This is a genomic window from Sphingosinicella xenopeptidilytica (assembly GCF_042676985.1).
In the GTDB taxonomy this organism is placed as follows: Bacteria; Pseudomonadota; Alphaproteobacteria; order Sphingomonadales; family Sphingomonadaceae; genus Sphingosinicella; species Sphingosinicella xenopeptidilytica.
Window position 1 is genome coordinate 98,439 of sequence record NZ_JBHTIK010000001.1, and the last position, 21,704, is coordinate 120,142.

Sequence of the window (21,704 nt, forward strand, 5' to 3'; positions counted from 1 at the left end):
CGCGGCCGGGGTTTTTCTTTTCCGGCTTCCTGTTTTCGCGCCACATGCTTTAGTTGATCGTAGACGGACAAGGAGTGGGCGATGGGAACGATCTTCGTCGGTGCGGCGGGCGACAAACGGCTCGAACTCGACCTGAAACGCGCCAACCGGCACGGACTGATCGCAGGCGCCACGGGCACCGGCAAGACGGTGAGCCTGCAGATCCTCGCCGAGGGCTTCTCGAAGGTTGGCGTGCCCGTGTTCATGGCCGACGTGAAAGGCGATCTCGCCGGGCTCGCCATGCCCGGCTCGGCCACGCACAAGGCACACGCCACGCTTCAGGAACGCGCCGCGAGCATGGGCCTCACCGACTATGCATACGAGGCGTTTCCGGCGGTGTTCTGGGACCTGTTCGGCGAGCAGGGTCATCCTGTGCGCACCACCGTTTCCGAGATGGGGCCGCTGCTGCTCTCGCGCCTGATGGGGCTCAACGAGACGCAGGAAGGCGTGCTCACCATCGCGTTCCGCATCGCCGACGAGGAGCAGCTGATGCTGCTGGACCTCAAGGACCTGCAATCGATGCTGACGTACGTGGCGGACAATGCCGCGACGATCGGTACGCGCTACGGCAACGTCACCAAGCCGAGCGTCGGCGCGATCCAGCGGCAGCTTCTGGTGCTGGAGAACGAGGGCGGCGCGCGCTTCTTCGCCGAGCCCGCGCTCGACGTGAAGGATTTCATGAAGGTCGGCGACGATGGTCGCGGCCAGGTGAACATCCTCGCCGCCGACAAATTGATGCAGAGCCCGCGGCTTTATTCCACCTTCCTGCTGTGGCTGCTCTCCGAGCTGTTCGAGGCGCTGCCCGAGGTGGGCGACCCCGACCAGCCGAAGATGGTGTTCTTCTTCGACGAGGCGCATCTGCTGTTCGATGAGGCCCCGAAGGCACTGCTCGAGAAGATCGAACAGGTCGTGCGTCTGATCCGTTCGAAAGGTGTCGGCGTTTATTTCATAACGCAGAATCCGATCGACGTGCCGGAAGGCGTGGGCGGGCAGCTCGGCAACCGCATCCAGCACGCGCTCCGCGCCTTCACGCCGCGCGACCAGAAGGCGATCAAGGCGGCCGCCGAAACGTTCCGGGTCAATCCGGGGCTCGATGTCGTGACCGCGATCACCGAGCTGAAGGTCGGCGAAGCGCTCGTCTCGCTGCTCGATCGCGACGGCGCGCCCGCGCCCGTGGAGCGCGCGTTTATCCGTCCGCCCTGCTCGCGGCTCGGGCCTCTTACCGAGCAGGAGCGCAAGGTGATGATCGCGAGCTCGCCGTTCGCGGGACGCTACGAAGAGACGATCGATCGCGAATCCGCGTTCGAGATTCTGAAGGGGCGTGCGGAACAGGCGCTGGAAGAATCCGAAGCCGCCGCCGAGACAAAGGCCGAAGCGAAAGCGACGGGCGGACGTGGCAGCAGCTGGTCGAACAGCATTCTCGGCAAGATCGCGGGCGCGGTGATCGGTGCGTTCGTCGCCAAGAAGGCGCGTGATTTCGGGGACAGCCTCGCGGGCAAGAAGCCCTCGCGCCGCAGCGCGTCCGCAACCTCAAGCGCGGTCGGGACTGCGGGCAGCCAGATCGGTTACGAGATCGGCAAGGCGATCGCCGGCCCGATGGGCGGGCGCATCGGGCGCGGTGTGCTCGGCAGCTTCAGCCGCGGCGTGGCCAAGAAAATCGGCTGACGATCAACCGCCGATCGAAACGCTTGCCGTCGCCGGATCGCTGCTGCCCGGCTGCGCGTCGATGATCGTCTTCAGGAGCGCGCCCTTGTTGACGACCTCCGTGCTCGGATCGCCCGCCGTGGAGCGCGCCGAGGGATCGGGGCGGGCGGCGCCCGCATCGTCGAGCAGCTTCTGTTCGCCGGCCGATTTCGGGGCCGGGCGCACGCCGGGGCCGAACAGCGCTTCCATAGCCTGCGTCTGCGCGTCGGTTTCCATCGGGCGCGGGGCACCGGGGCGCGGCGGCGCGAGGTTGTAGTCCGGCGGCACGACGAGCGGCGCGGCGCGGCCGATGGCGAACTCGTCCGGCGCATCGCGCCCGAAGATGCCGCTGCTGCCGCAGGCGGAAAGGCCAAGCGCCGTGATCGCCACGAGAGCGGCGCGCGTCAGGGAAGACATGCTTTTCAACTCCACTTCATTCTGCTGCCGCAGGCTTGCGTTCGAAGAACGCGCGCAGCAGCAGGATTGCGACACCTATGGTAATCGCCGCGTCGGCGACATTGAAGACGTAAAAGCTCCACGTCCCCACGTGGACGTGCACGAAATCGACGACGTAGCCGAAACGCACGCGATCGACGATGTTGCCAAGCGCGCCGCCGAGCACGAGCGCGAGCGCGAGAATGTCGATGCGGTTCGTTTCCTTGCGCATCCACCACGCAACGCCCGCCGCGATGAGCGCGGTGACGCCGGTGAGAATCCAGCGCTCCTTCGCGCCATCCGCCTGGAGCAGCCCCATCGAAACGCCGCGATTTTCCACCCATGTGAGGCTGAGGATCGGCAGCAGGTTGATGCTGCCCTTCGCCTGCAGGCCGACACCTGCGATGATCCAAAGCTTCACGAGCTGATCGACGACGAAAATCGCCGCCGCGACGAAATAGCCCTTTGCCGCCGTCACGCGAGAACCTCGTCGCAGCGCACGCAAAGCTCGGTCGTCGGGTCGACATCGCCGGTGTGGCGCCAGCAGCGCGCGCACTTTTCGGCCTCGGTGCGTGTCACTTCGGCAGCATCACCGCCATATTCGACCGCGCTGACGATCGAGACTTCGGCGAAATCGGCCGCTGCGATACCAGCGACTTCCGGCAGCCGCACGACCGCCTCGTTCGACGAGCGGATCGTCTTCTCGCGCCGGAACGGTTCGATCGCTTCGGTGACACTTTCACGTGCCGCGCGGATCGCCGCCCATTTCTCGCCAAGCGTCCCATCCGGCCACGCCGCATCTATCTCCGGCCAATCAAGGAGGTGGACGGAGCCGTCTTCGCTCGGGAAGCGGGCCTGCCAAGTTTCCTCGGCGGTGAACACCAGCACCGGCGCGAACCAGCGGGTGAGCGCGTGGAATAGCACGTCCATCACCGTGCGGCAGGCGCGTCGTTTCGGTGACGTCACGGCGTCACAATAGAGGCTGTCCTTGCGCACATCGAAATAGAAGGCGCTGAGATCGTGGACGCAGAACGCCTGCAATGCCGTCACGTAGCGCGTGAAGTCGTAGTCGTTCACGCATTGGCGCAGTTCGGCGCTCAGCTCCGCGAGGCGGTGCAGTACCCAGCGTTCCAGCTCCGGCATTTCGGACACCGCGATGCGTTCGGCTTCGTCAAAGCCGTCGAGCGCGCCCAGAAGGTAGCGGAAGGTGTTGCGAATCTTGCGGTAGGCATCGGTCATGCCGCGCATGATCTCCGGCCCGATGCGATGATCTTCGCGCCAGTCGACGTTCACCGCCCACAGGCGCAGCACGTCGCCGCCGCTTTCGCCGATCACCTTGTTCGGATCGATGGTGTTGCCGAGGCTCTTCGACATCTTGCGGCCCGAGGCATCGAGCGTGAAGCCGTGCGTAACGACCGCATCGTAGGGCGCGCGGCCGCGCGTGACGCAGGATTGGAGCAGCGAGGACTGGAACCAGCCGCGATGCTGGTCCGAGCCTTCGAGATAGAGGTCGGCAGGCCAGCGCAGGTCCGGCCAGCGGCCCGATTCGAGCACGAAGGCGTGCGTGCAGCCCGAATCGAACCACACGTCGAGGATATCACCGATGCGTTCGTAATCGTCCGCCTTGTAGCGATCCCCGAGGAAGACCTGCGGATCGGTGCCGGTCCACGCATCGACGCCCTCGGCCTTCACCGCCGCGACGATGCGGGCGTTAACCTCTGCGTCGACCAGATACTCGCCCGTCTGCCGGTGCACGAACAGCGTGATCGGCACGCCCCACGCGCGCTGGCGCGAGAGCACCCAATCCGGCCGCCCGGCGACCATCGCGCCGATACGGTTCGCGCCGCGCTCCGGCACCCAGCGCACGCGCTCGATCTCCGCCATCGCCGTTTCGCGGAGCGTGCGGCCCTGCCCCTGCGCGCTGCGGATGTCGGCTTCGGTCTTGCAGAGCGGGATCTGCGGATCAATCGGCTTGTCCATCGGCACGAACCACTGCGGCGTGCAGCGGAAGATGACCTTGGCCTTGGAGCGCCACGAGTGCGGATAAGAGTGCGTGTAGTCCGCGCTCGCCGCGAGCAGCGCGCCGACCTCTTTCAGCGCCGTGCACACGGGACCGTCCGGCGCATTCACCTTGTAGACGTGATTGCCGCCGACCACTGGCCAGTCCGACTGATAGGTGCCGTCCGGCCCCACCACGAACTTCGGCTCTATACCGTTCGCCTTGCACAGCCAGAAGTCGTCTTCGCCGTGGTCCGGCGCCATGTGGACGATGCCCGTGCCGGTGTCGGTCGTGACGAAATCGCCCGGGAGGAGCGGGCGCGGTTCGGCAAAGAAACCGCCGAGATGGTGCCACGGGTGGCGTGCGACGGCAGCGGCGAGATCGGCGCCCTTGACCGGTTTTGCGGCACCCGATGGTTGCGCGCCATAGCGTGCCAGCGTCGGAGCAAGCAGCGCTTCGGCAACAAGCAGACGTTTGCCACCAGTCTCGACAACCACGTAGTCGAGATCCGGCCCATACGCCAAAGCCCGGTTCACCGGCAGCGTCCACGGGGTCGTCGTCCAGATCACAGCGTGGGCGCCGACCAGCTCAGGTGCGTTCGGCGCCTCGGTGATCTCGAACGCCACGTCCACCTGTGTGGAGACGATGTCCTCGTATTCGACCTCGGCTTCGGCGAGCGCGGTCTTTTCCACCGGCGACCACATCACCGGCTTCGCGCCGCGATAGAGCTGGCCGCTCTCCGCCACCTTGAGCAGCTCGGCGACGATGATCGATTCCGCCTGGAAATCCATCGTGAGGTAGGGATTGTCCCAATCGCCGTTGATGCCGAGGCGCTTCAGCTGCTCACGCTGGCGGTTCACCCAGTTCTGCGCGTAGGCACGGCACTCGGCGCGGAACGCCTTGGGGTCCACCTCGTCCTTGTTCTTGCCCTTCTTGCGGTATTCCTCCTCGACCTTCCATTCGATGGGGAGGCCGTGACAGTCCCAGCCGGGCACGTAGGGCGCGTCCTTGCCGAGCAGCGTCTGCGTGCGGACGACCATGTCCTTCAGCACGTGATTGAGCGCGTGGCCGATGTGCATGTCGCCGTTGGCGTAGGGCGGGCCGTCGTGGAGGATGAACTTTTCGCGGCCCTTCCGCTCAGCGCGGAGGCGCTTGTAAAAGTCGAGGCCCTGCCAGCGGGCGAGCCACTTCGGCTCCGCCTCGGCAAGGCCGGCCTTCATCGGGAAATCGGTCTTCGGCAGGAAGACGGTGTCGCGGTAGTCTTTACGGGTATCGTCGCTCATATCGGGCATACGCCCTAGAGGAGAGCGGCGCGCGCGTCCACGATATCCTTGGCGATCTGCGCCTTCAGCGCATCGAGGCTGGCGAGTTTCATTTCAGGGCGCAGATGCGCGATCAGCTGCGTCTCGATGGTCTGCGCGTAGAGGTCGCCCGCATAGCCGAACAAATGGACTTCGAGCAATTCCTTCGGCGGCGTGAACATCGGCCGGATGCCGAGGTTCGCCACACCATCCACCATGCGCCCATCCTCTAGGCGGCAGCGCACGGCATAGATGCCGTAGGCCGGGCGGACGTATTCGGCGCCGATGGCGACGTTCGCGGTCGGCACGTCGATCGTGCGGCCGCGCTTGTCGCCGTGTTCCACCGTGCCGCGAATGGCGAAGGGACGCCCCATCAGCGCTGCGGCCTCGCGGCAGTGCCCAGCCTGCAGTGCGGCGCGCACGCGCGTGGAAGAAATGATCGCCGAGCCTTCGTCGCGCACCGGCGCGACGGTTTCGGGGATGAGGCCGTGGGCCGCGCCGAATTCGAGCAGCTTCGCCGTGTCGCCGCTCGCGCCGCGCCCGAAGGTGAAGTCTTCGCCGGTGACGGTGCCGGTGAGGCCGAGGCGCCCGACGAGAATGCTGGAGACGAATTCATCGGCCGTGAGCGCCGCGAACGCCGCATCGAAGCGCAGCACGACGGCGGCATCCACGCCGAAGGCTTCCAGAAGATCGAGCTTCTGGTCGGTCGTCGTCAGCGCGAACGGCGGTGATTGCGGGCGGAACAGCCGCGCCGGGTGCGGATCGAAGGTGAGGGCGAGCGCGGGCAGGCCTTCGGCGCGCGCGCGTTCCAGCGCCCGGCCGACCACCGCCTGATGGCCGATGTGAAAGCCGTCGAAATTGCCGATCGCCGCGACGCCGCCGCGCAGGGTCTCGGCGAGCGGCGCATCCCCCGTGATGCGTTCCATGCGCGCCCTGCTATCCTGACCGGCTTAGCGCGGCAAGGTGGCGCGGAGCACGCGGCGCACGTTGCCGCCCATCGCCTTCTCAATTTCGGTTTCGGTGAAACCCTGATCGAGAAGCGCCTGTGTGACCGCCGGAAGGTGCGCGGCATCGACGCCCACGGTCGTCGCGCCGTCCCAGTCCGAGCCGAGCGCGACGTGATCGATACCGACGAGATCGCGCACGTGGCGCATCGCGCGCGCCGTCGCCTGCGGGGTCGGCTCGCACACGGCGGCGTCCCAGAAGCCGATGCCGATGACGCCGCCTGTCGCGGCGATACCCCTGATCTCATTATCGGTGAGGTTGCGGTTGGTGTTGCACGTCGCCTTGACGCCGCCGTGGCTGTAGACGACCGGCTTCGTCACCAGCTTCAGCGCCTCGGCGACGGTCTTGTGGCTGGCGTGGGCGAGATCGACAACCATGCCCTTCGCCTCCATGCGGCGGATGACGTCGCGGCCGAGCGGGGTGAGCCCGCCCTTTTCGAGCCCGTGCATCGAGCCCGCGAGTTCGTTGTCGAAGAAGTGCGTGAGGCCCGCCATGCGGTAGCCCGCATCGAACAGCACATCGACGTTGCCGAGCTTGCCTTCGAGATTCTGCAGGCCCTCGATCGAGAGGAGCGCGCCGGTCGCGGTCCTGTCCGCGAGCAGCGCATCGAGATCGCGGACCGTCTGCACGAGCCTGTAGCCCTTCGCGCGCTGCATCCGCTCGGCGTGCCAGAGCGAGCGCTGAAGCAGCGAATCCCATGTGCGCGGCGGCTGGAGCTGCGCGATGGCGAGCATGGTGATGTTGTCGGTATCGGCGCCGTTCGCTTCGTAGTTCTGACCCTTCGGCGTCTTGGTGACGGAGGAGAAGACCTGCAGCTTCACGTTGCCGTCCTGAAGCCGCGGCAGATCGACATGACCGCGCTCTGCGCGCGCTTCGGGATCGCGTTTCCAAAGCAGCGTGTCCGAGTGGAGATCGGCGATCACGAGCCGGTCGTGCAGCGCCTGCGCGGCGGGGCTCACGGTCCATTCGCCCGAACCCGCGATGCGGTTCATCGAGCGCTCGAGGATGCCGGGCGCGAGGCCGAAGAAGAGGATGACGGCGAGGGCGACCAGCGCCGCCACGATCCACGGCCAGCGCCGTCTGCGCACCTTCACCTTCGCCATCAAGCCGCCTCCAGCGTCACGAAATCAAAGGCGGGGTGCGTCTCCCCCGCCGGATGAACTTCGCGGAAGGTCTCACGCCAGCGCGCGGGATCAAGCTCTGGAAAATAGGTATCGCCTTCGGGCGCAGCGTGGATTTCGGTGAGCTCGATGCGCGTTGCGAAGGGCAGCGCCTGCGCATAGATCTCCGCGCCGCCCACCACCATGATCGCATCGGCGCGTGTGCGCGGATCAAGGCCCGCCGCCGCGATCGCCTCGGCCAGATTCGGCACCACGGTCACGCCCTCCGCCTGCCAGCCCGGCTGGCGCGTGAGCACGATATTGTGCCGTCCCGGCAGCGGCTTGCCGATCGATTCGAAGGTCTTGCGGCCCATGATCACCGGCTTGCCGACGGTGATCCGCTTGAAGCGCTTCAGGTCTTCGGAAAGATGCCACGGCATCGCGCCGTCCTTGCCGATCACCCGGTTGTCGGCACGCGCAACGACGAGAACAATGTCCGGCCGGTATGTCGGGGTCACACCGCCACCGGCGCCTTGATGTGCGGGTGCGCCTCGTAGCCGACGAGTTCGAAGTCGTCGTAGCGGAAGCCGAAGATGTCCTTCACGTCCGGGTTGATGCGCATTTCCGGGAGCGCCATCGGGCGGCGGGTGAGTTGCAGGTCGGCCTGCTCCAGATGGTTGAGGTAGAGGTGCGCATCACCAAAGCTGTGGATGAATTCGCCCGGTTTCAGGCCGGTCACCTGCGCCATCATCTGCGTGAGGAGCGCGTAAGACGCGATGTTGAAGGGCACGCCGAGGAACACATCTGCGCTGCGCTGGTAGAGCTGGCAGGAAAGTCGCCCTTCCGCGACGTAGAACTGGAACAGGCAGTGGCAGGGCGGCAGCGCCATGCTGTCCACCTCCGCGACATTCCATGCCGAGACGATCAGGCGCCGCGATTCGGGATTGCGGCGGATCATCTCGACGAGGTTCGAAATCTGATCGATCACCCGCCCGTCCGGTGTTTCCCAGCGGCGCCACTGCTTCCCGTAGACGGGGCCGAGCTCGCCTTCGCTGTCCGCCCAGTCATCCCAGATCGAGACGCCGTTTTCTTTCAGATAGCGGATGTTGGTGTCCCCCGCGAGGAACCACAGCAGCTCGTGCACGATCGATTTCAGGTGCAGCTTCTTCGTCGTCAGCATCGGGAAACCGTCGGCGAGATCGAAGCGCATCTGGTGCCCGAAAACGCTGAGCGTGCCCGTGCCTGTACGGTCGCCGCGCTGCGTGCCGTGGCGGCGGACGCGGGCGAGAAGATCGAGATATTGCTGCATGGGTGCAGGTATACGCCGGGGAAGGTCGCTTGGCGAGCACCACAAATCCTTCAAAATTAAGCGCTTGCCGAATCGGTGCGAACAGCTTTCATTACGGACACGTTTCTGAACGGGGGGATCGTTCAGCGTTGGGGGATCCATACGTCTGGCTGGCCGGATACTGGCTGCTGACGCGAGAGCTGCTGCTTCTCGCGGCGGTGGGCGTTGCCGTATCGAGTCTCGATGATCTGCTTTTCGACATGCTCTATTTCGCGCGCCAGATCTGGCGGCGGATGACGGTCTACCGCGTGCGCAGGCGCAGCGACGCGCGCTCGCTTCCCGACGGCGGAACGAGATCGGCACCGATCGCCGTGTTCGTTCCGGCGTGGGACGAGGCGGAGGTTATCGGGCCGATGCTCGGCGCATTCACGCGGCGCATGATCTTTCCGCATTACCGGGTGTTCGTCGGCGTCTATCCGAATGACGCGGCGACGCTGCGCGTCGTTGCCGGGCTTGCTGATCCGCGCATCGCTCTCGTCGTCGTCGAGCGGGATGGCCCCACGACGAAGGCACATTGCCTGAATGCCATCTGGCGCGCGATGTGCCGGCACGAAGAGGCTTATGGCGTGCGCTTCAAGGCGATCGTGCTGCACGACGCCGAAGATGTGGTGCATCCGCGCGAGCTTGGCGTCATCGATTATCTGATCCCGGCAAAGGCGATGGTGCAATTGCCGGTGGTTCCCTTCGCGGACGCGGAGTCGCGCTGGATCGCCGGTCATTATCTCGACGAATTTGCCGAAAGCCACACCAAGGACATGGTGGTGCGCGAGGCGATCGGCGCCGCGATCCCCGCCGCCGGCGTCGCCTGCGGTTTCGAGCGCGCGATGATGGGTTGGATCGCGGACGACCTTGGTGGGGCGCCGTTCGATCCCATCTCGCTGACCGAGGATTACGAACTCGGCCACCGCATCCATGCGCGCGGCGGCAAGGCGATCTTCGTTCGCATCCCCGGCCGCGCCGGTGCGCCGCACGTGACGACGCGGGAGCATTTCCCGGCGACGCTCGAAGCCGCCGTGCGGCAGAAATCGCGCTGGCTGCTCGGCATCGCGCTCCAAGGCTGGGACCGGATCGGCTGGCAGGGCGGCCTCGCCGCGCGCTACATGCTGATGCGGGACCGCAAGGCGCTTTTGAACGCGCTCGTCGTGATCGTCGCCTATGTGGCGGCGCTCGCCTACGCGGCCGCGATCGTGCTGAAGGGCACGGTGCCGGACGCACGCCTGCTGCCCGCCGTCGTCGAACCCGGCTCGGCGCTCCACGGGCTGCTTCGCCTCACGACCATCCTGCTCGCCTGGCGGCTTGCCATGCGCATGATGTTCACAGGGCGCCAGCACGGCATCATCGAAGCCGTCCGCGCTCTCCCCCGCGCCTTCATCGGCAACATCGTGAACTTCCTCGCAGCGCTCAGGGCCTCCGCGCTCTATGTGCGCGGCGCGATCCGGAAAACGGCGCCGGTGTGGGAAAAGACCGCGCACCGGTTCCCGGAAAAGCTGGCGCACGACTGATGCGCCCGGTCCGCGCCTTCGCCATGCTTTCGATCACGCTCGCCATGTGGGCGGTCTGGCGCTTCGATGAAGCCAGCGTGACCTATGCGGCGATGCTCTCCGCGCGGCGAGGGGCTGCAACGCAGGCGCGATCTGCCCAGCCCGTTCCGGCCATGCATGCGCTTGTGCCACTCGCCGCTTCCGACGCACCCGCGCTCGCTGGACGGCTCGTCGCGATGCATTCCGCGCCTGAGCATGATGCGGAAACGATAATCGCAGGCGCCGCTGCGCCGCCTGACGCACACCGGCCGGACACCGAGAGCGACGCTCCACCGGTGTCGGCAGCCCGATTCGGCGGCACGGATACGGCATTCGGAAGCGCAGAGACTGCTTATCGCGCGCTCGCCGGGGGCGACAGGCGCGCGGCCGCACAGGGCTTCGCCTCCGCGCTTGCCGCCGATCCCCGACACCCGAATGCCGCAGCCTGGCGCGCCGAGCTTTCCGCACTGCGCAAACGCTGGCGCATGGATGCCTACAGCCTCGTTCGCGAGGGCGCCTCCGGCCTTGTCAGCGACCGGCCACTGCTCGGCGGCGCGCAGAGCGGCATTCGGCTCGGCTACACGCCCGATCCGCTGGCGCAGCGCCCGATCGAACTCTTCGGCCGCCTTGCGATCGCGCACGACGGACTGAGCCCCAAAGGCCGCAGCACGCAGGCGGCGATCGGTGCCGCGTGGATGCCGCTTGGGCGGGGCGGGCCGGCTGTTGGCGCAGAACGGCTGATCGCCCTTGGCCGCGAGGGGCGGGATGCGTGGGCCATCCGCGTCTCCGGCGGCGCGTGGCACACAGCGGACGCGAAGCTCCCGCTCGATCTCAGCGGCTATGCCGAAGCCGGTATCGTGGGCGCGAGCAGCCGGGACGGTTTTGCAGGTGCGCAAGCGCTCGCGCTGTATCCGGTCGCGATGCGCAAGGGGACGCGGATCGGCATCGGCGGCGGTGTCTGGGGCAGCGTGCAGGACGGCGAAACCCGCACGGCGTCGCGCCTCGAACTCGGCCCCGGCGCTCAGCTTTCACAGCAGATCGGCAAGGGTACGATCGAGCTTCGCGGCGAATACCGGTTCCGCATCGCGGGCGATGCCGCGCCGGGCAGCGGCCCGACGCTCACCGTCGCGACGCGGTTCTGAACCTATTCGGCGGCAACGCCGGCCACCTCCTCGATATTCCTGCGGCGCGCGTCGAAATCCTCGGCGATCTTTTCGTCGTTCGCCTGCAGCGCATCGACATCGACGTTCACGTAGTCGAGGACGCCCATCTGGGCATAACCGCGCTGCACGGTCTCGCCCCACAGGCCGATGTCGGCAACGACGGGAACGATGCGGTTGAAAAGGTGGTTGCGGAAGTTGCGCGCGCCTTCGCTCTCATCCGCCCAGGCGATGCACTCGCCAACGTCAAGGCCAAGAGTCTCATAGACCTCGCGCGACTGGAACCGGTCGCGCATGTGGTAACAGGCCTCGACGAGGAACTCCTCGCGCTCCTTCCTCTCTGCCGCTGTCAGGTGCGGATAATATTCGCGCAAGGTGAGGCGGCCGAAGGCGACGTGGCGCGCTTCATCCTGCATCACATAGGCGTTGACGGCGCCGGCGAGCGACGAGGTCGACATGTCGCGGATGCCCGCAAACGCGGCGAGCGCCAGCCCCTCGATTACCACCTGCATACCAAGGTAGGTCATGTCCCAGCGCTTGTCCTCGAGCACCTGTTCGAGCAGCGTCGCGAGCGGGCCGGTGATCGGATAGCTCATGCCGATCTTCTCGATCAGATGCTTGTAGGCCTCCACATGCCGCGCCTCGTCGATCGTCTGCGTGGAGGCGTAGAACTTCGCTTCAAGGTCGGGCACCTGCTGCACGATTTTCGCCGAGCAGATGAGCGCACCCTGCTCGCCGTGCAGGAACTGCGAAACCGACCACGCCTGCATGTTGCGGCGCAGCTCGACGCGCTCCTGCTTCGACATCTTCTCCCACATAGGAGAGCCGAAGATGCCGATGGTCTGTTCCGGCATACCCTGCGGATTTTCCCAATCGAGATCCTGCGACCAGTCGATGCGTTCGGCCGCATCCCACTGCATCTTCTTGCCCTTGGCATAGAGGCTGAGGAGATCGCTGCGATCGTCGGAATATTCGAAATCGAAAACCGTCTGGAATTCCTGCGCAACGTTCCAGGTCGGGCCGTTCGGGGTCAGCCGGTACAGATCCGCAAAAGCCATGACGTATCCTCTTCCCAATGGATCATATGTTGTCGTTGGCGATCCTGCGCCGCGCCTCCAGCTGACGGAGGATTTCCCGCGTCCGCATCAGGCTCAGCATTTCGTTGATGGTGGAGATGCCGCGCTCGGCCATGGTCAGCGCTTCCTCGTCGCCGATCTTGCCCGCCGTGTTCTCGAAGAACATGCGCATTTCCTGCCCCACGAGCCATTCGACGAACTGCGCGTACATGGCGCCGCCGCCGACAAAGCCACGTTCCTCGGTGAAGCCGATGACGTTCAGCTCCTTGAGGCAGCGTGCAACGGCAAGATCGCGCGGCCCGAAGCGGCCGTCGCGATCGGGGCAGAGCACGCCCTCCTCCACCGCACGGCCAAGCTCATCGATCGTGAAGCCGGTCTGGGCGGCAAGCTCTTCCAGCGTCGCGCCCTCGCCGCCGGTATCGAGCCGGGCGCGCAGCATGGCGTCGAGATCGGGGAAGGCATCGGCATGGAGCCAGCGGTCGCCATCTTCCCCATCGAGCAGCGTGCGGATGATCGCGAGCGGCAGGAAGCGTTCCTCTTGCAGGCGCTTGATCGCCTTCAGCCGCGCGACGTGCATGTCGTTGTAAAAGGCGCTGTTCGCGCTCGCACGGTCGGGTTCGGGGAGCAGGCCTTCGCGGATGTAGAAGCGGATGGTTTCCCGCCCCACGCCTGTCAGCCGTTCAAGTTCGCGCATTCGCACGCCGTGCATCTCCCTCCTGAGCACGACTCGGAAGCTATCAGATTTTGCGGAGTTGTAATACGCAAAATCTGATAGGGTCCCGCCTGGCTTCAGAGCGCATCGTGAAAGATGATCCCGAGCGCGCGCCGCTCTCCCCGTTCGATGCTGGAAACGCCGTGGCGAAGCTGCGTTCGATACGCGCCACGCGGACCCTGCCGCGGCCGGTCCCGCACCGGCAGGATCGTGACCGCACCCTGCGGCGCCAGAACCGCCTCGCAGCGGGACTGGCGGCGCGGGCGATTTTCCACGAGGATGAGCGCACCGCCATCGAAATCCGTGCCCGGCCGATCGAGTTGGACGACCGCCTGCAGCGGGAAATGCACCGGGCCGTAAAGATCCTGATGCAGGCAGTTGTAGTCGCCAGGCCCATAGCGGAGCAGAAGCGGCGTCGGCCGCACCTGCCCGGCGGCGCGGCAGCGTTCGAGCAGCGCCGCGTGTGTCAGCGGCCAATCCGCAGGCAGGCCGAGCCGCGCTGCCCAGCCATTCGCGATCCGCGCGAGGTGTGGATAAAGCGCCTCGCGCAGCGCCGCGATGACGGGCGGCAACGGGTAGGCGAAGTAGCGGTAGCTGCCCTGCCCATAACCGTGCCGGCCCATCACCACCGTGCTGCGAAACGCCGCGTCGTCTCCGTAGCGCGCTGCGAGCGCGGCGCACGCTTCTGCATCCAGCAGCGGCGGCGTCACCGCATAGCTGCGCTCTTCGAGCATGGCTTCAAGCGCCGTCCAATCGAGCGCATCGACACTCTCGGCGTGTGTCACGCCGCCCGCTCCCTTCGGCGCTCGGCCTCCAGCAGCGTGCGTTTCCGTTCCACACCCCAGCGATAGCCGCCGATACCGCCGTTTCCGCGCAGAACGCGGTGGCAGGGCACCAGCACGGCGACCCGGTTCGCACCGCAGGCGGACGCCGCGGCGCGGACGGCACTGGGCGCGCCGATCCCGGCGGCGACTTCCGCATAGGAAACGACGGTGCCGCTCGGTACGCTGAGCAGGAAGCGCCAGACCTTCATCTGGAACGCCGTGCCGCGCAGATCGACGGGGATATCGGGATGCGGCGCACCCTCCGCGAGATGCGCCCGAAGCGCCTCGATCCAGGCATCGAGCTGCGGCGACCCGGCGGCATCCGAGGACACGATGTCGGCGCGCGGGAATTCGGCCTGCAGCCGCGCGACGAGCGCGTTTTCATCGTCGCCGAAATCGACCGCGCAAACGCCCCGCGTCGTCGCCGCCATCAGCAGCAGGCCAAGACCGGTGGAGCGGCACGCCCACGCGATCGTCTCGCCAGCGCCGCCCGCGCGGTAGGCCGCGGGGGTCATGCCGAGATGGCCGTCCATCCTTTCGTAGGCGCGGCTCGTCGATCCGAAACCCGCCTCGAAGATCGCACCGGCGACACCATCGCCCTCCTTCAGGCTTGCCTTCAGCCGCTTCATCCTGAGCGCGGTCTGGAACGCTTTCGGGCTGACGCCGATCACCGCCGTGAACGCCCGCTGCACCTGGAAGCTGCTGAGACCCGCGATCTCCGCAAGGCGGGCGAGCGGCAGCGGCGTGTCGGCATTCGCCTCGATATAGCGCGCGAGCGCCGTCATCTTTTCCGCTGCCGGATCGCGCCCCTCGAACGCGCCGGGACGGCAGCGCAGGCAGGCCCTGTAGCCATCCGCCTCGGCAGCCGTACCGTTTGCATAAAAGCGCACGTTTTCGGGCTTCGGCGTCCGCGCCGGGCACGACGGGCGGCAATAAACCCCCGACCGTTTCACGGCATAGACGAACCGCCCGTCAAACGCGCGATCCCGCCCTACGACGGCATCCCAGAATTGCGGCTGATCGGCCAATTCCGTTTCCATGATCATCTGCTCCTCCTTTTTGGACAGGCCCGCAAGCTAGGCGCCGCGGAAGCAGCAGGCGTTCCGATCCTTGCAGCGATACGCACGGCCCAAATTTTGTCTCGATACAGGCGCATGTTGGCGGCAAAGGTGGTGGCGGGCGACTCCCCGCTGGGTTAGTCAGGACGGCATGGACATCTATCTCCCGATCGCCGAACTCAGCGTCAATTCGCTGGTGATTGTGGGGTTCGGCGTTCTCGTCGGCTTCATGTCCGGCATGTTCGGCGTCGGCGGCGGATTCCTGACCACGCCGATGCTGATCTTCTACGGCATTCCGCCGGCCATCGCGGTGGCTTCGTCCGCCACGCAGATCACCGGGTCGAGCGTTTCCGGCGCGCTTGCGCACTGGCGGCGCAACGGCGTCGATCCCAAGATGGGCGCCGTCCTCGTGGCGGGCGGCGTGGTGGGCTCCGGGATCGGCTCCTACGTGTTCAAGCTGCTCCAGAAAATCGGCCAGATCGATATCACCATCTCCCTGATCTACGTGGTGTTCCTGTCGACGATGGGCGGGCTGATGCTTGTCGAATCCTGGCAGACGCTGCGGCGCTCGCGCGCCGGCGAAATCCGCCGCGTGAAATTGCACCCGCACATCCCGTTCATCTCGGCGCTGCCGTGGAAGATGCGCTTCTACAAATCGGGCCTCTACATCTCGCCCCTCGCGCCGTTCGGCATCGGCGTTGTGGTCGGCATCCTCACCTTCATCATGGGTATCGGCGGCGGCTTCATCATGGTGCCGGCGATGATCTACCTGCTCGGCATGTCCGTCTCGGTCGTGGTCGGCACCTCGCTGTTCCAGATCGTGTTCACGACCGCCGCGGTCACGCTGATGCACGCCGTACAATCGAAGACGGTCGATATCGTGCTTGCGCTGATGCTTCTCATCGGCGGCGTCATCGGCGCGCAGATCGGCGCGCGGATGGCGCAGCGGCTACCGCCTGAAAAACTGCGCTTCGGGCTCGCGCTGCTCGTGATCGCAGTGGCGATCCGCCTGCTGGTCGGCCTCACCTGGACGCCGAGCGAGCTCTATTCGGTCTATGCCGAATGAAGCGGCTCCTGCTGCCCCTGCTCCTGCTGCTGCTCTCGGCGGCAGCACCGCCGCGGCTGATCACCGATATCAGCCACAGCAAGATCGACATCGTCTACAGCTTCGCCGGTGCCGAACTGCTGATCTTCGGCGCGATCCAGTATCCGGGCGGCCAGACGCCCGACGAGCCCCCCGATATCGCAGTGATCGTCCGCGGACCGCCGGAAGCGGTGACGGTGCGGCGCAAGGCGCGCGTCGCGGGCATCTGGATCAACACGCGCTCCGTTCGGTTCGAGACGGCGCCGTCGTTCTATAGCGTCGCAACGACACGCCCGATTTCGGAGCTGGTCAACGACGAGACGGCCGCGATCTATGAACTCGGCCTCTCGCACCTGCAGCTTTCGCCAGTTTCGAGCGATTCCGGCGATATCCGCACGTTCGAGCAGGGCTTCCTCAGCCTCCGCCGCCGCGAGGGCCTGTATTCGGACGACGCGCAGGGGGTCGAACTCACCGAAAACGTGCTCTACCGCGCCCGCATCCAGATCCCGAGCCAGGTGCCGGTGGGCAATTACACGGTCGAAATCCACCTGATCGACGAGGGCAAGGTGGTGGCAAGCGCCATGCGCGAGATCAGCATCGACAAATCCGGCTTCGAACGGCAGGTTTCGGTCGCCGCCGAGGAGCACAGTTTCTCCTACGGGCTGCTCGCGGTCGTGCTGGCGCTGCTGCTCGGCTGGACCGCCGGGCTCTTTACGCGGCGATAAACGCTTCCTTATCCCTTCGCTGTTACACCACTGCGGCAAAGCCTTGTCGCAGTGAAGGAGTACGTCTTGGATCAGTCGTTCATGCCGATGAACCCGTCGTCGGCCGATGGTCACAACGTCTTCATGCAGCCTGAAAAGGCCACAAGCCTGCCGAGCACGTGCGTGATCGGCCGCGTGCGCGAGATTGCCGGCGGTTCCGCGATCTGCAGCTTCGACCCGACGCAGCTGAAGGCGATCACCGGCCACGAGGACGCGACCGTTGCCATGTCCGGGCAGGTCGGCAGCCAGGTGAAGATGCGCGTCGGCGACCTCTGGCTGCTCGGCAACGTCCGCGACATGCGCATGGACGAGGCGGGCTCTATCATTCTCTCGCACATCGACTTTCTCGGCGAAGGCCCCGAAGACCCCGCGACCGGATCGATGAAGGCGTTCCGCCGCGGCGTGACGCGCTATCCCGTGCCGGGCGACGAGGTGTTCACCGTCTCGCGCGTCGACCTCGTGCTGGTGTTCGCCGCCGAGGACCGGCCGCACATCGAGATCGGCACCGTCTATCCCACCGAAGACGTGCGCGGCTCACTGCTCATCGATGCGATGCTCGGCAAGCACTTTGCGCTGCTCGGCTCCACCGGTACGGGTAAATCGACGAGCGCCGCGCTCATCCTGCACCGCATCGTCGAGAAGGCGCCCAAGGGCCACATCATGATGCTCGATCCGCACGGCGAATATGCCGCGGCGTTCAGCTCGAACGGCATGATCTTCAACGTCGACAACCTCAACCTGCCCTACTGGCTGATGAACTTCGAGGAACACTGCGAGGTCTTCATCACCACCGACGGTTCCGAGCGCGAAAAGGACATGGACGTGCTGGCCAAGTGCCTGCTCGCCGCGCGGTCCAAGAGCCGCATCGCCGAATCGCTCGGCAAGATGACGGTCGATTCGCCGGTGCCCTACCTGCTTTCGGACCTGCTCGGCGCCATCAATGCGCAGATGGGCAAGCTCGACAAGGCCAGCGACCTCGGCCCCTACATGCGGCTCAAAACCAAGATCGAGGAGCTGAAGGGCGATCCGCGCTACGCGTTCATGTTCAACGGCCTGCTCGTTTCGGATTCGATGGCGCCGTTCCTTTCGAAGATCTTCCGGCTGCCGGCGGAGGGCAAGCCGATCTCGATCGTCGACCTGTCGGGCGTGCCGTCCGACATCGTGACCGTTGTGGTCGCGGTGCTCGCGCGCATGGTGTTCGACTATGCGATCTGGGCGCGCCGCGAGCCGCAGCGGCCGATCCTGCTCGTCTGCGAAGAGGCGCACCGCTACGTGCCTTCCGACCGCGAGACGAAGGGTGTCGCCGTTCGCAAGGTTCTCGAACGCATCGCCAAGGAAGGCCGCAAATACGGCGTCTCGCTCGGCCTCATCACGCAGCGTCCGTCGGACCTTGCTGAAGGCGTGCTCTCGCAGTGCGGCACGATCATCTCGATGCGCCTCAACAACGAGCGCGACCAGATGTATGTGCGCAACGCCATGCCCGAAGGCGCGCGCGGCTTCCTCGATTCGATCCCGGCGCTCCGCAACCGCGAATGCATCATCTGCGGCGAGGGTGTTTCGATCCCGATCCGCGTGCGGCTCGACGATCTTGCTGCGCAGCTTCGCCCGGCGTCAGACGATCCGCTGTTCAGTCAGCTCTGGACCGAAGAAGGCGACGAAGCCGGAATCCTCAGCCGCACCATCCATCGCTGGCGCGGGCAGGGTCGCGGCTAGCCAGCGGCCTTCATCGCGGTCCAGCACGGATCCCACGTCGGTTCGGGGCCGAAGCGGGCGGCGAGGAAATCGACAAGCGCACGCACCCGCGCCGTCGCGCTGCGCCCGGGCGGCATGACAGCATAAAGGCCGGTTTCACCCGGCGCCCAGTCCCCGAGCACGATCTCCACGCTTCCCTTGGTGATCGCAGGAGAGGCGATGAAGGTGGGCAGCATGGCGATGCCGAGACTCGCCTCTGCGGCGGCGAGCAGCATCTCTCCACTGTTGGAGCGCAGGCGCATACGGCCCTTCACATATTCGCTGCGCCCATCAATCTCGAACCGCCACGTCTCCGAAGGTGCGACGTTTGTATATTGCAGCAGATCGTGATCCGCGATTTCGCGCGGATGCGACGGTGTTCCCATGCGCGCGAGATAGGCGGGGCTCGCAATCGCGACGGCACGGATCGGCGCGAGCTTGCGCGCGATGAGCGTCGAATCGACAAGCTGGCCGATGCGAACGGCCAGATCGAGCCCTTCGCCGATGATGTCGGCGCGGCGGTCGTCGAAGGCGATGTCGAACTCGACCCGGGGATGCGCGGCGGCGAATTCCGCAAGCGCGGGCGCGAGATAGGCGAGGCCGAACGAAAGCGGCGCGGAAAGGCGGATCGGCCCCGCGATCTCGGCCATCGCGGCGGCAACCGCATCGCGCGCCGCTTCGAGGCCCGCAATCGCTTCCCGAACGCGGCCGAAATAGTCCACGCCAACATCCGTTGGCCGCGCGCCCTGCGCGGTGCGTGTCAGCAGGCGGGCGCCGAGCGCGGCTTCAAGCCGTGCGACACGGCGGCTGACGATCGACTTGGAAATACCGAGGCGCTCCGCGGCACGGCTGAAGCTGCCGGTTTCGACAACGGCAACCAGCGCCGCGATATCGGAAAGGTCGCTCGACTGTTCCATTTCCTGCAACTCCGGTGTTCGTGTTGCTGCGCTATCGGCAACACCGGTCGCACATTAGCTATGGCTCTGCAACCGAGAACAAGGACCAGACCCATGCAGAATATTCTTGTCGTGCAAAGCAGCGTACTCGGCGACGCATCGGCGTCGCGGAGCCTGATCGCCGATTTCCTCACCGCCGTCGGAACGAACGCGAACGTCACGATCCGCGACGTCGGCGGGAGCCCCCTGCCGCATCTTTCGGGCACCACGCTCGGCGGTTTCAGCGGCGCGGATACGCCGGAAGCGGCCACCGAACGCGCGCTTTCCGATGCGCTTATCGCCGAGCTTCAGGCTGCGGATGTCGTTGTGATCGGCGCACCGATGTACAACTTCGGCATCACCTCCAACCTCAAGAGCTGGTTCGACCGCGTGCTGCGCGCCGGCGTCACCTTCCACTATACGGCGGAAGGCCCCGTCGGGCACCTTGCCGGCAAGCGCGTCGTCGTCGTCGAGACGCGCGGCGGCTTCTACAGCGAAGGGGACGGCAAGGCGCTCGACGCGCAGGAGCCGCACATCCGCACCATGCTGAACTTCATCGGCATCACCGACATCACGTTCGTCCGCGCCGAACGCCTGGCGATTTCGCCCGAAGCGCGCACGGAATCGCTCGCCGCTGCGGCTGATGAAATCAAGAAACTCGGTGCAGAGGGGTTCGCGCTGGCCGCTTAGTGTTTAGCCCGCGAACCTGACCTCGCTCGGCCCGCGCTCAGCCTTGAGCCGGGCCGAGACTTTTTCCGCCTGCCGCATCGCACGCAGGATGTTGCCGCTGGCGATCTTCGCGAGATCGGCCTTTGAATAGCCACGCTTCGCAAGCTCCGCGAAGAGCGCAGGGTAATCGGCGACCGTGCCGAGCCCATCCGGATAGCTCGGCAGCCCATCGAAATCAGAACCGATGCCGATGACGTCGATCCCCGCCACCTTGCGGATATGATCGATATGGTCGGCCACCTGCGCAACGTTCGCATGAGGTTGCGGATTTGCAGCCTGCCAGTCCGCGAGGCCTTTCTCGACAAGGTCCGGCCGATCCGGGTGATCATAGCCGAGCCGAGCCTTCTGCGCCGCCAGCTCACGGTGCCATGCCGCCACGGTTTCCGTCACCGCATCCTGGGCGAAGAACACCATGATGACGCCGCCATTGTCCTTGAGGCGGACGAGCACGTCGTCCGGCACATTGCGCGGGCGGTTCTGCACGGCCTTCGCCGACGAATGGCTGAAGATCACCGGCGCCGCGCTGACGTCGAGCGCGTCGTGCATCACCTTGGGTGTCACGTGGCTGAGATCGACGAGCATCCCGAGGCGGTTCATCTCGCGCACCACCTCCTTGCCGAAGGGTGCGAGGCCGTTGTGCCTGGGCGCATCGGTGGCGCTGTCTGCCCACGCCGTCGTCTTGCCGTGCGTGAGCGTCATGTAGCGCGCACCGAGGGCGTGGAACTGGCGCAGCACGCCGAGTGAATTGCCGATCGAATGGCCGCCCTCCACACCGAACACCGAAGCGATCCTGCCCGCCTTCATCGCGCGCTCGAAGTCGGCGACCGTGGCGGCCTTGGTGAGCATCGACGGGTTGGCATCAATGAGGCGCTGCATGATGTCGATCTGCTCGATCGTCAGGCGAACAGCCTCCGGGCCTTCGGTATCGGCGGGAACGTAGACCGACCAGAACTGGCCGCCGACGCCGCCCGCCTTCAGCATCGTGAAATCGGTGACGATCTTGCCGCGCAGCCGCTCCGGCAGGTTGCGGAAATCGAAATCGCTTGTGCGGCTGCCGTTCAGCTGGCGGAGCGCCCACGGCAGGTCGTTGTGGCCGTCGATGATCGGAGCGGGGACAATGGAGGGCGACGACTGAGACGCTGCGGGTGTCGGGAGGAGGAGGGCGAGGGCGGCGGCGAGGTGGATCGGTTTCATGCGCGCC

General features: G+C 66.1%; 20 protein-coding genes. 7 read left to right on the forward strand and 13 right to left on the reverse strand.

All coding sequences use genetic code 11. The annotated features are described in order from the left end of the window. The first annotated feature begins 81 nt into the window (after positions 1-81). Positions 82-1,704: a helicase HerA-like domain-containing protein gene (locus ACFQ00_RS00520; protein ID WP_381484668.1), complete on the forward strand. Its 1,623-nt coding sequence runs from the start codon at positions 82-84 to the stop codon at positions 1,702-1,704. A 3-nt stretch (positions 1,705-1,707) separates the two neighbouring features. On the opposite strand, the gene ACFQ00_RS00525 is transcribed toward ACFQ00_RS00520, so the two are convergent. Genes ACFQ00_RS00525 through ACFQ00_RS00555 form a run of 7 tightly spaced genes read right to left on the reverse strand, consistent with a single transcriptional unit; the run spans position 1,708 to position 8,871 of the window. Next, complete coding sequence (locus ACFQ00_RS00525; RefSeq protein ID WP_381484670.1) at positions 1,708-2,139, reverse strand: DUF3035 domain-containing protein; 432 nt, start codon at positions 2,137-2,139, stop codon at positions 1,708-1,710. Positions 2,140-2,155: 16 nt separating this feature from the next. After that, positions 2,156-2,635 (reverse strand): signal peptidase II, encoded by a 480-nt coding sequence (gene lspA / locus ACFQ00_RS00530; protein ID WP_381484673.1) that lies wholly within the window; start codon positions 2,633-2,635, stop codon positions 2,156-2,158. Next, positions 2,632-5,448, reverse strand: a complete 2,817-nt coding sequence (gene ileS, locus ACFQ00_RS00535) for an isoleucine--tRNA ligase (RefSeq protein WP_381484676.1) — start codon at positions 5,446-5,448, stop codon at positions 2,632-2,634. Before ileS ends, lspA begins: the two co-directional genes overlap by 4 nt. 5 nt (positions 5,449-5,453) lie before the next feature. Next, complete coding sequence (locus ACFQ00_RS00540) at positions 5,454-6,383, reverse strand: bifunctional riboflavin kinase/FAD synthetase (protein ID WP_381484679.1); 930 nt, start codon at positions 6,381-6,383, stop codon at positions 5,454-5,456. 24 nt (positions 6,384-6,407) lie between these two features. Beyond that, on the reverse strand, positions 6,408-7,565 hold the full coding sequence (locus ACFQ00_RS00545) for a dipeptidase (protein ID WP_381484682.1): 1,158 nt from the start codon (positions 7,563-7,565) through the stop codon (positions 6,408-6,410). After that, a complete protein-coding gene (locus tag ACFQ00_RS00550) occupies positions 7,565-8,080 on the reverse strand; it encodes a dihydrofolate reductase (protein ID WP_381484685.1) in 516 nt (171 codons plus the stop codon). Before ACFQ00_RS00550 ends, ACFQ00_RS00545 begins: the two co-directional genes overlap by 1 nt. Then, positions 8,077-8,871 (reverse strand): thymidylate synthase, encoded by a 795-nt coding sequence (locus ACFQ00_RS00555; RefSeq protein ID WP_381484688.1) that lies wholly within the window; start codon positions 8,869-8,871, stop codon positions 8,077-8,079. The genes ACFQ00_RS00550 and ACFQ00_RS00555 overlap by 4 nt, the downstream gene beginning before the upstream one ends. 128 nt (positions 8,872-8,999) lie before the next feature. On the opposite strand from ACFQ00_RS00555, the gene ACFQ00_RS00560 reads away from it, so the two are divergent. Both ACFQ00_RS00560 and ACFQ00_RS00565 read left to right on the forward strand, forming a co-directional pair. Further along, complete coding sequence (locus ACFQ00_RS00560) at positions 9,000-10,412, forward strand: glycosyl transferase family protein (protein ID WP_381484691.1); 1,413 nt, start codon at positions 9,000-9,002, stop codon at positions 10,410-10,412. Then, complete coding sequence (locus ACFQ00_RS00565) at positions 10,412-11,572, forward strand: hypothetical protein (protein ID WP_381484694.1); 1,161 nt, start codon at positions 10,412-10,414, stop codon at positions 11,570-11,572. The genes ACFQ00_RS00560 and ACFQ00_RS00565 overlap by 1 nt, the downstream gene beginning before the upstream one ends. A 2-nt stretch (positions 11,573-11,574) precedes the next feature. On the opposite strand, the gene ACFQ00_RS00570 is transcribed toward ACFQ00_RS00565, so the two are convergent. The 4 genes from ACFQ00_RS00570 to ada all read right to left on the reverse strand — a co-directional run bounded on the left by ACFQ00_RS00570 (position 11,575) and on the right by ada (position 15,248). Continuing rightward, the gene (locus ACFQ00_RS00570; RefSeq protein ID WP_381484697.1) at positions 11,575-12,648 is read right to left on the reverse strand and encodes a diiron oxygenase; all 1,074 of its coding nucleotides are present in this window, start codon (positions 12,646-12,648) and stop codon (positions 11,575-11,577) included. Between the two features lie 22 nt (positions 12,649-12,670). After that, positions 12,671-13,360, reverse strand: coding sequence for a MerR family transcriptional regulator (locus ACFQ00_RS00575; protein ID WP_381484700.1), 690 nt, complete (start codon positions 13,358-13,360; stop codon positions 12,671-12,673). 95 nt (positions 13,361-13,455) lie between these two features. Continuing rightward, positions 13,456-14,163, reverse strand: coding sequence for a 2OG-Fe(II) oxygenase (locus ACFQ00_RS00580; protein ID WP_381484703.1), 708 nt, complete (start codon positions 14,161-14,163; stop codon positions 13,456-13,458). After that, positions 14,160-15,248 (reverse strand): bifunctional DNA-binding transcriptional regulator/O6-methylguanine-DNA methyltransferase Ada, encoded by a 1,089-nt coding sequence (gene ada, locus ACFQ00_RS00585; protein ID WP_381484706.1) that lies wholly within the window; start codon positions 15,246-15,248, stop codon positions 14,160-14,162. Before ada ends, ACFQ00_RS00580 begins: the two co-directional genes overlap by 4 nt. Before the next feature lie 163 nt (positions 15,249-15,411). On the opposite strand from ada, the gene ACFQ00_RS00590 reads away from it, so the two are divergent. The 3 genes from ACFQ00_RS00590 to ACFQ00_RS00600 all read left to right on the forward strand — a co-directional run bounded on the left by ACFQ00_RS00590 (position 15,412) and on the right by ACFQ00_RS00600 (position 18,821). Further along, positions 15,412-16,326, forward strand: coding sequence for a sulfite exporter TauE/SafE family protein (locus ACFQ00_RS00590; RefSeq protein ID WP_381484709.1), 915 nt, complete (start codon positions 15,412-15,414; stop codon positions 16,324-16,326). Beyond that, positions 16,323-17,069, forward strand: a complete 747-nt coding sequence (locus ACFQ00_RS00595) for a TIGR02186 family protein (protein WP_381484712.1) — start codon at positions 16,323-16,325, stop codon at positions 17,067-17,069. The genes ACFQ00_RS00590 and ACFQ00_RS00595 overlap by 4 nt, the downstream gene beginning before the upstream one ends. A 123-nt stretch (positions 17,070-17,192) precedes the next feature. Beyond that, positions 17,193-18,821: an ATP-binding protein gene (locus ACFQ00_RS00600; protein ID WP_381485866.1), complete on the forward strand. Its 1,629-nt coding sequence runs from the start codon at positions 17,193-17,195 to the stop codon at positions 18,819-18,821. Here the strand turns inward: ACFQ00_RS00600 and ACFQ00_RS00605 are convergent. After that, complete coding sequence (locus ACFQ00_RS00605; RefSeq protein ID WP_381484714.1) at positions 18,818-19,756, reverse strand: LysR family transcriptional regulator; 939 nt, start codon at positions 19,754-19,756, stop codon at positions 18,818-18,820. The genes ACFQ00_RS00600 and ACFQ00_RS00605 overlap by 4 nt on opposite strands. Before the next feature lie 93 nt (positions 19,757-19,849). Between ACFQ00_RS00605 and ACFQ00_RS00610 the strand changes: the two genes are divergently transcribed. Next, entirely contained in the window at positions 19,850-20,464 is a 615-nt protein-coding gene (locus tag ACFQ00_RS00610; protein WP_381484717.1) for an FMN-dependent NADH-azoreductase, read from the forward strand. Positions 20,465-20,467: 3 nt separating this feature from the next. Here the strand turns inward: ACFQ00_RS00610 and ACFQ00_RS00615 are convergent, their stop codons facing one another. Beyond that, on the reverse strand, positions 20,468-21,697 hold the full coding sequence (locus tag ACFQ00_RS00615; protein ID WP_381484720.1) for a dipeptidase: 1,230 nt from the start codon (positions 21,695-21,697) through the stop codon (positions 20,468-20,470). Positions 21,698-21,704: the final 7 nt, after the last annotated feature.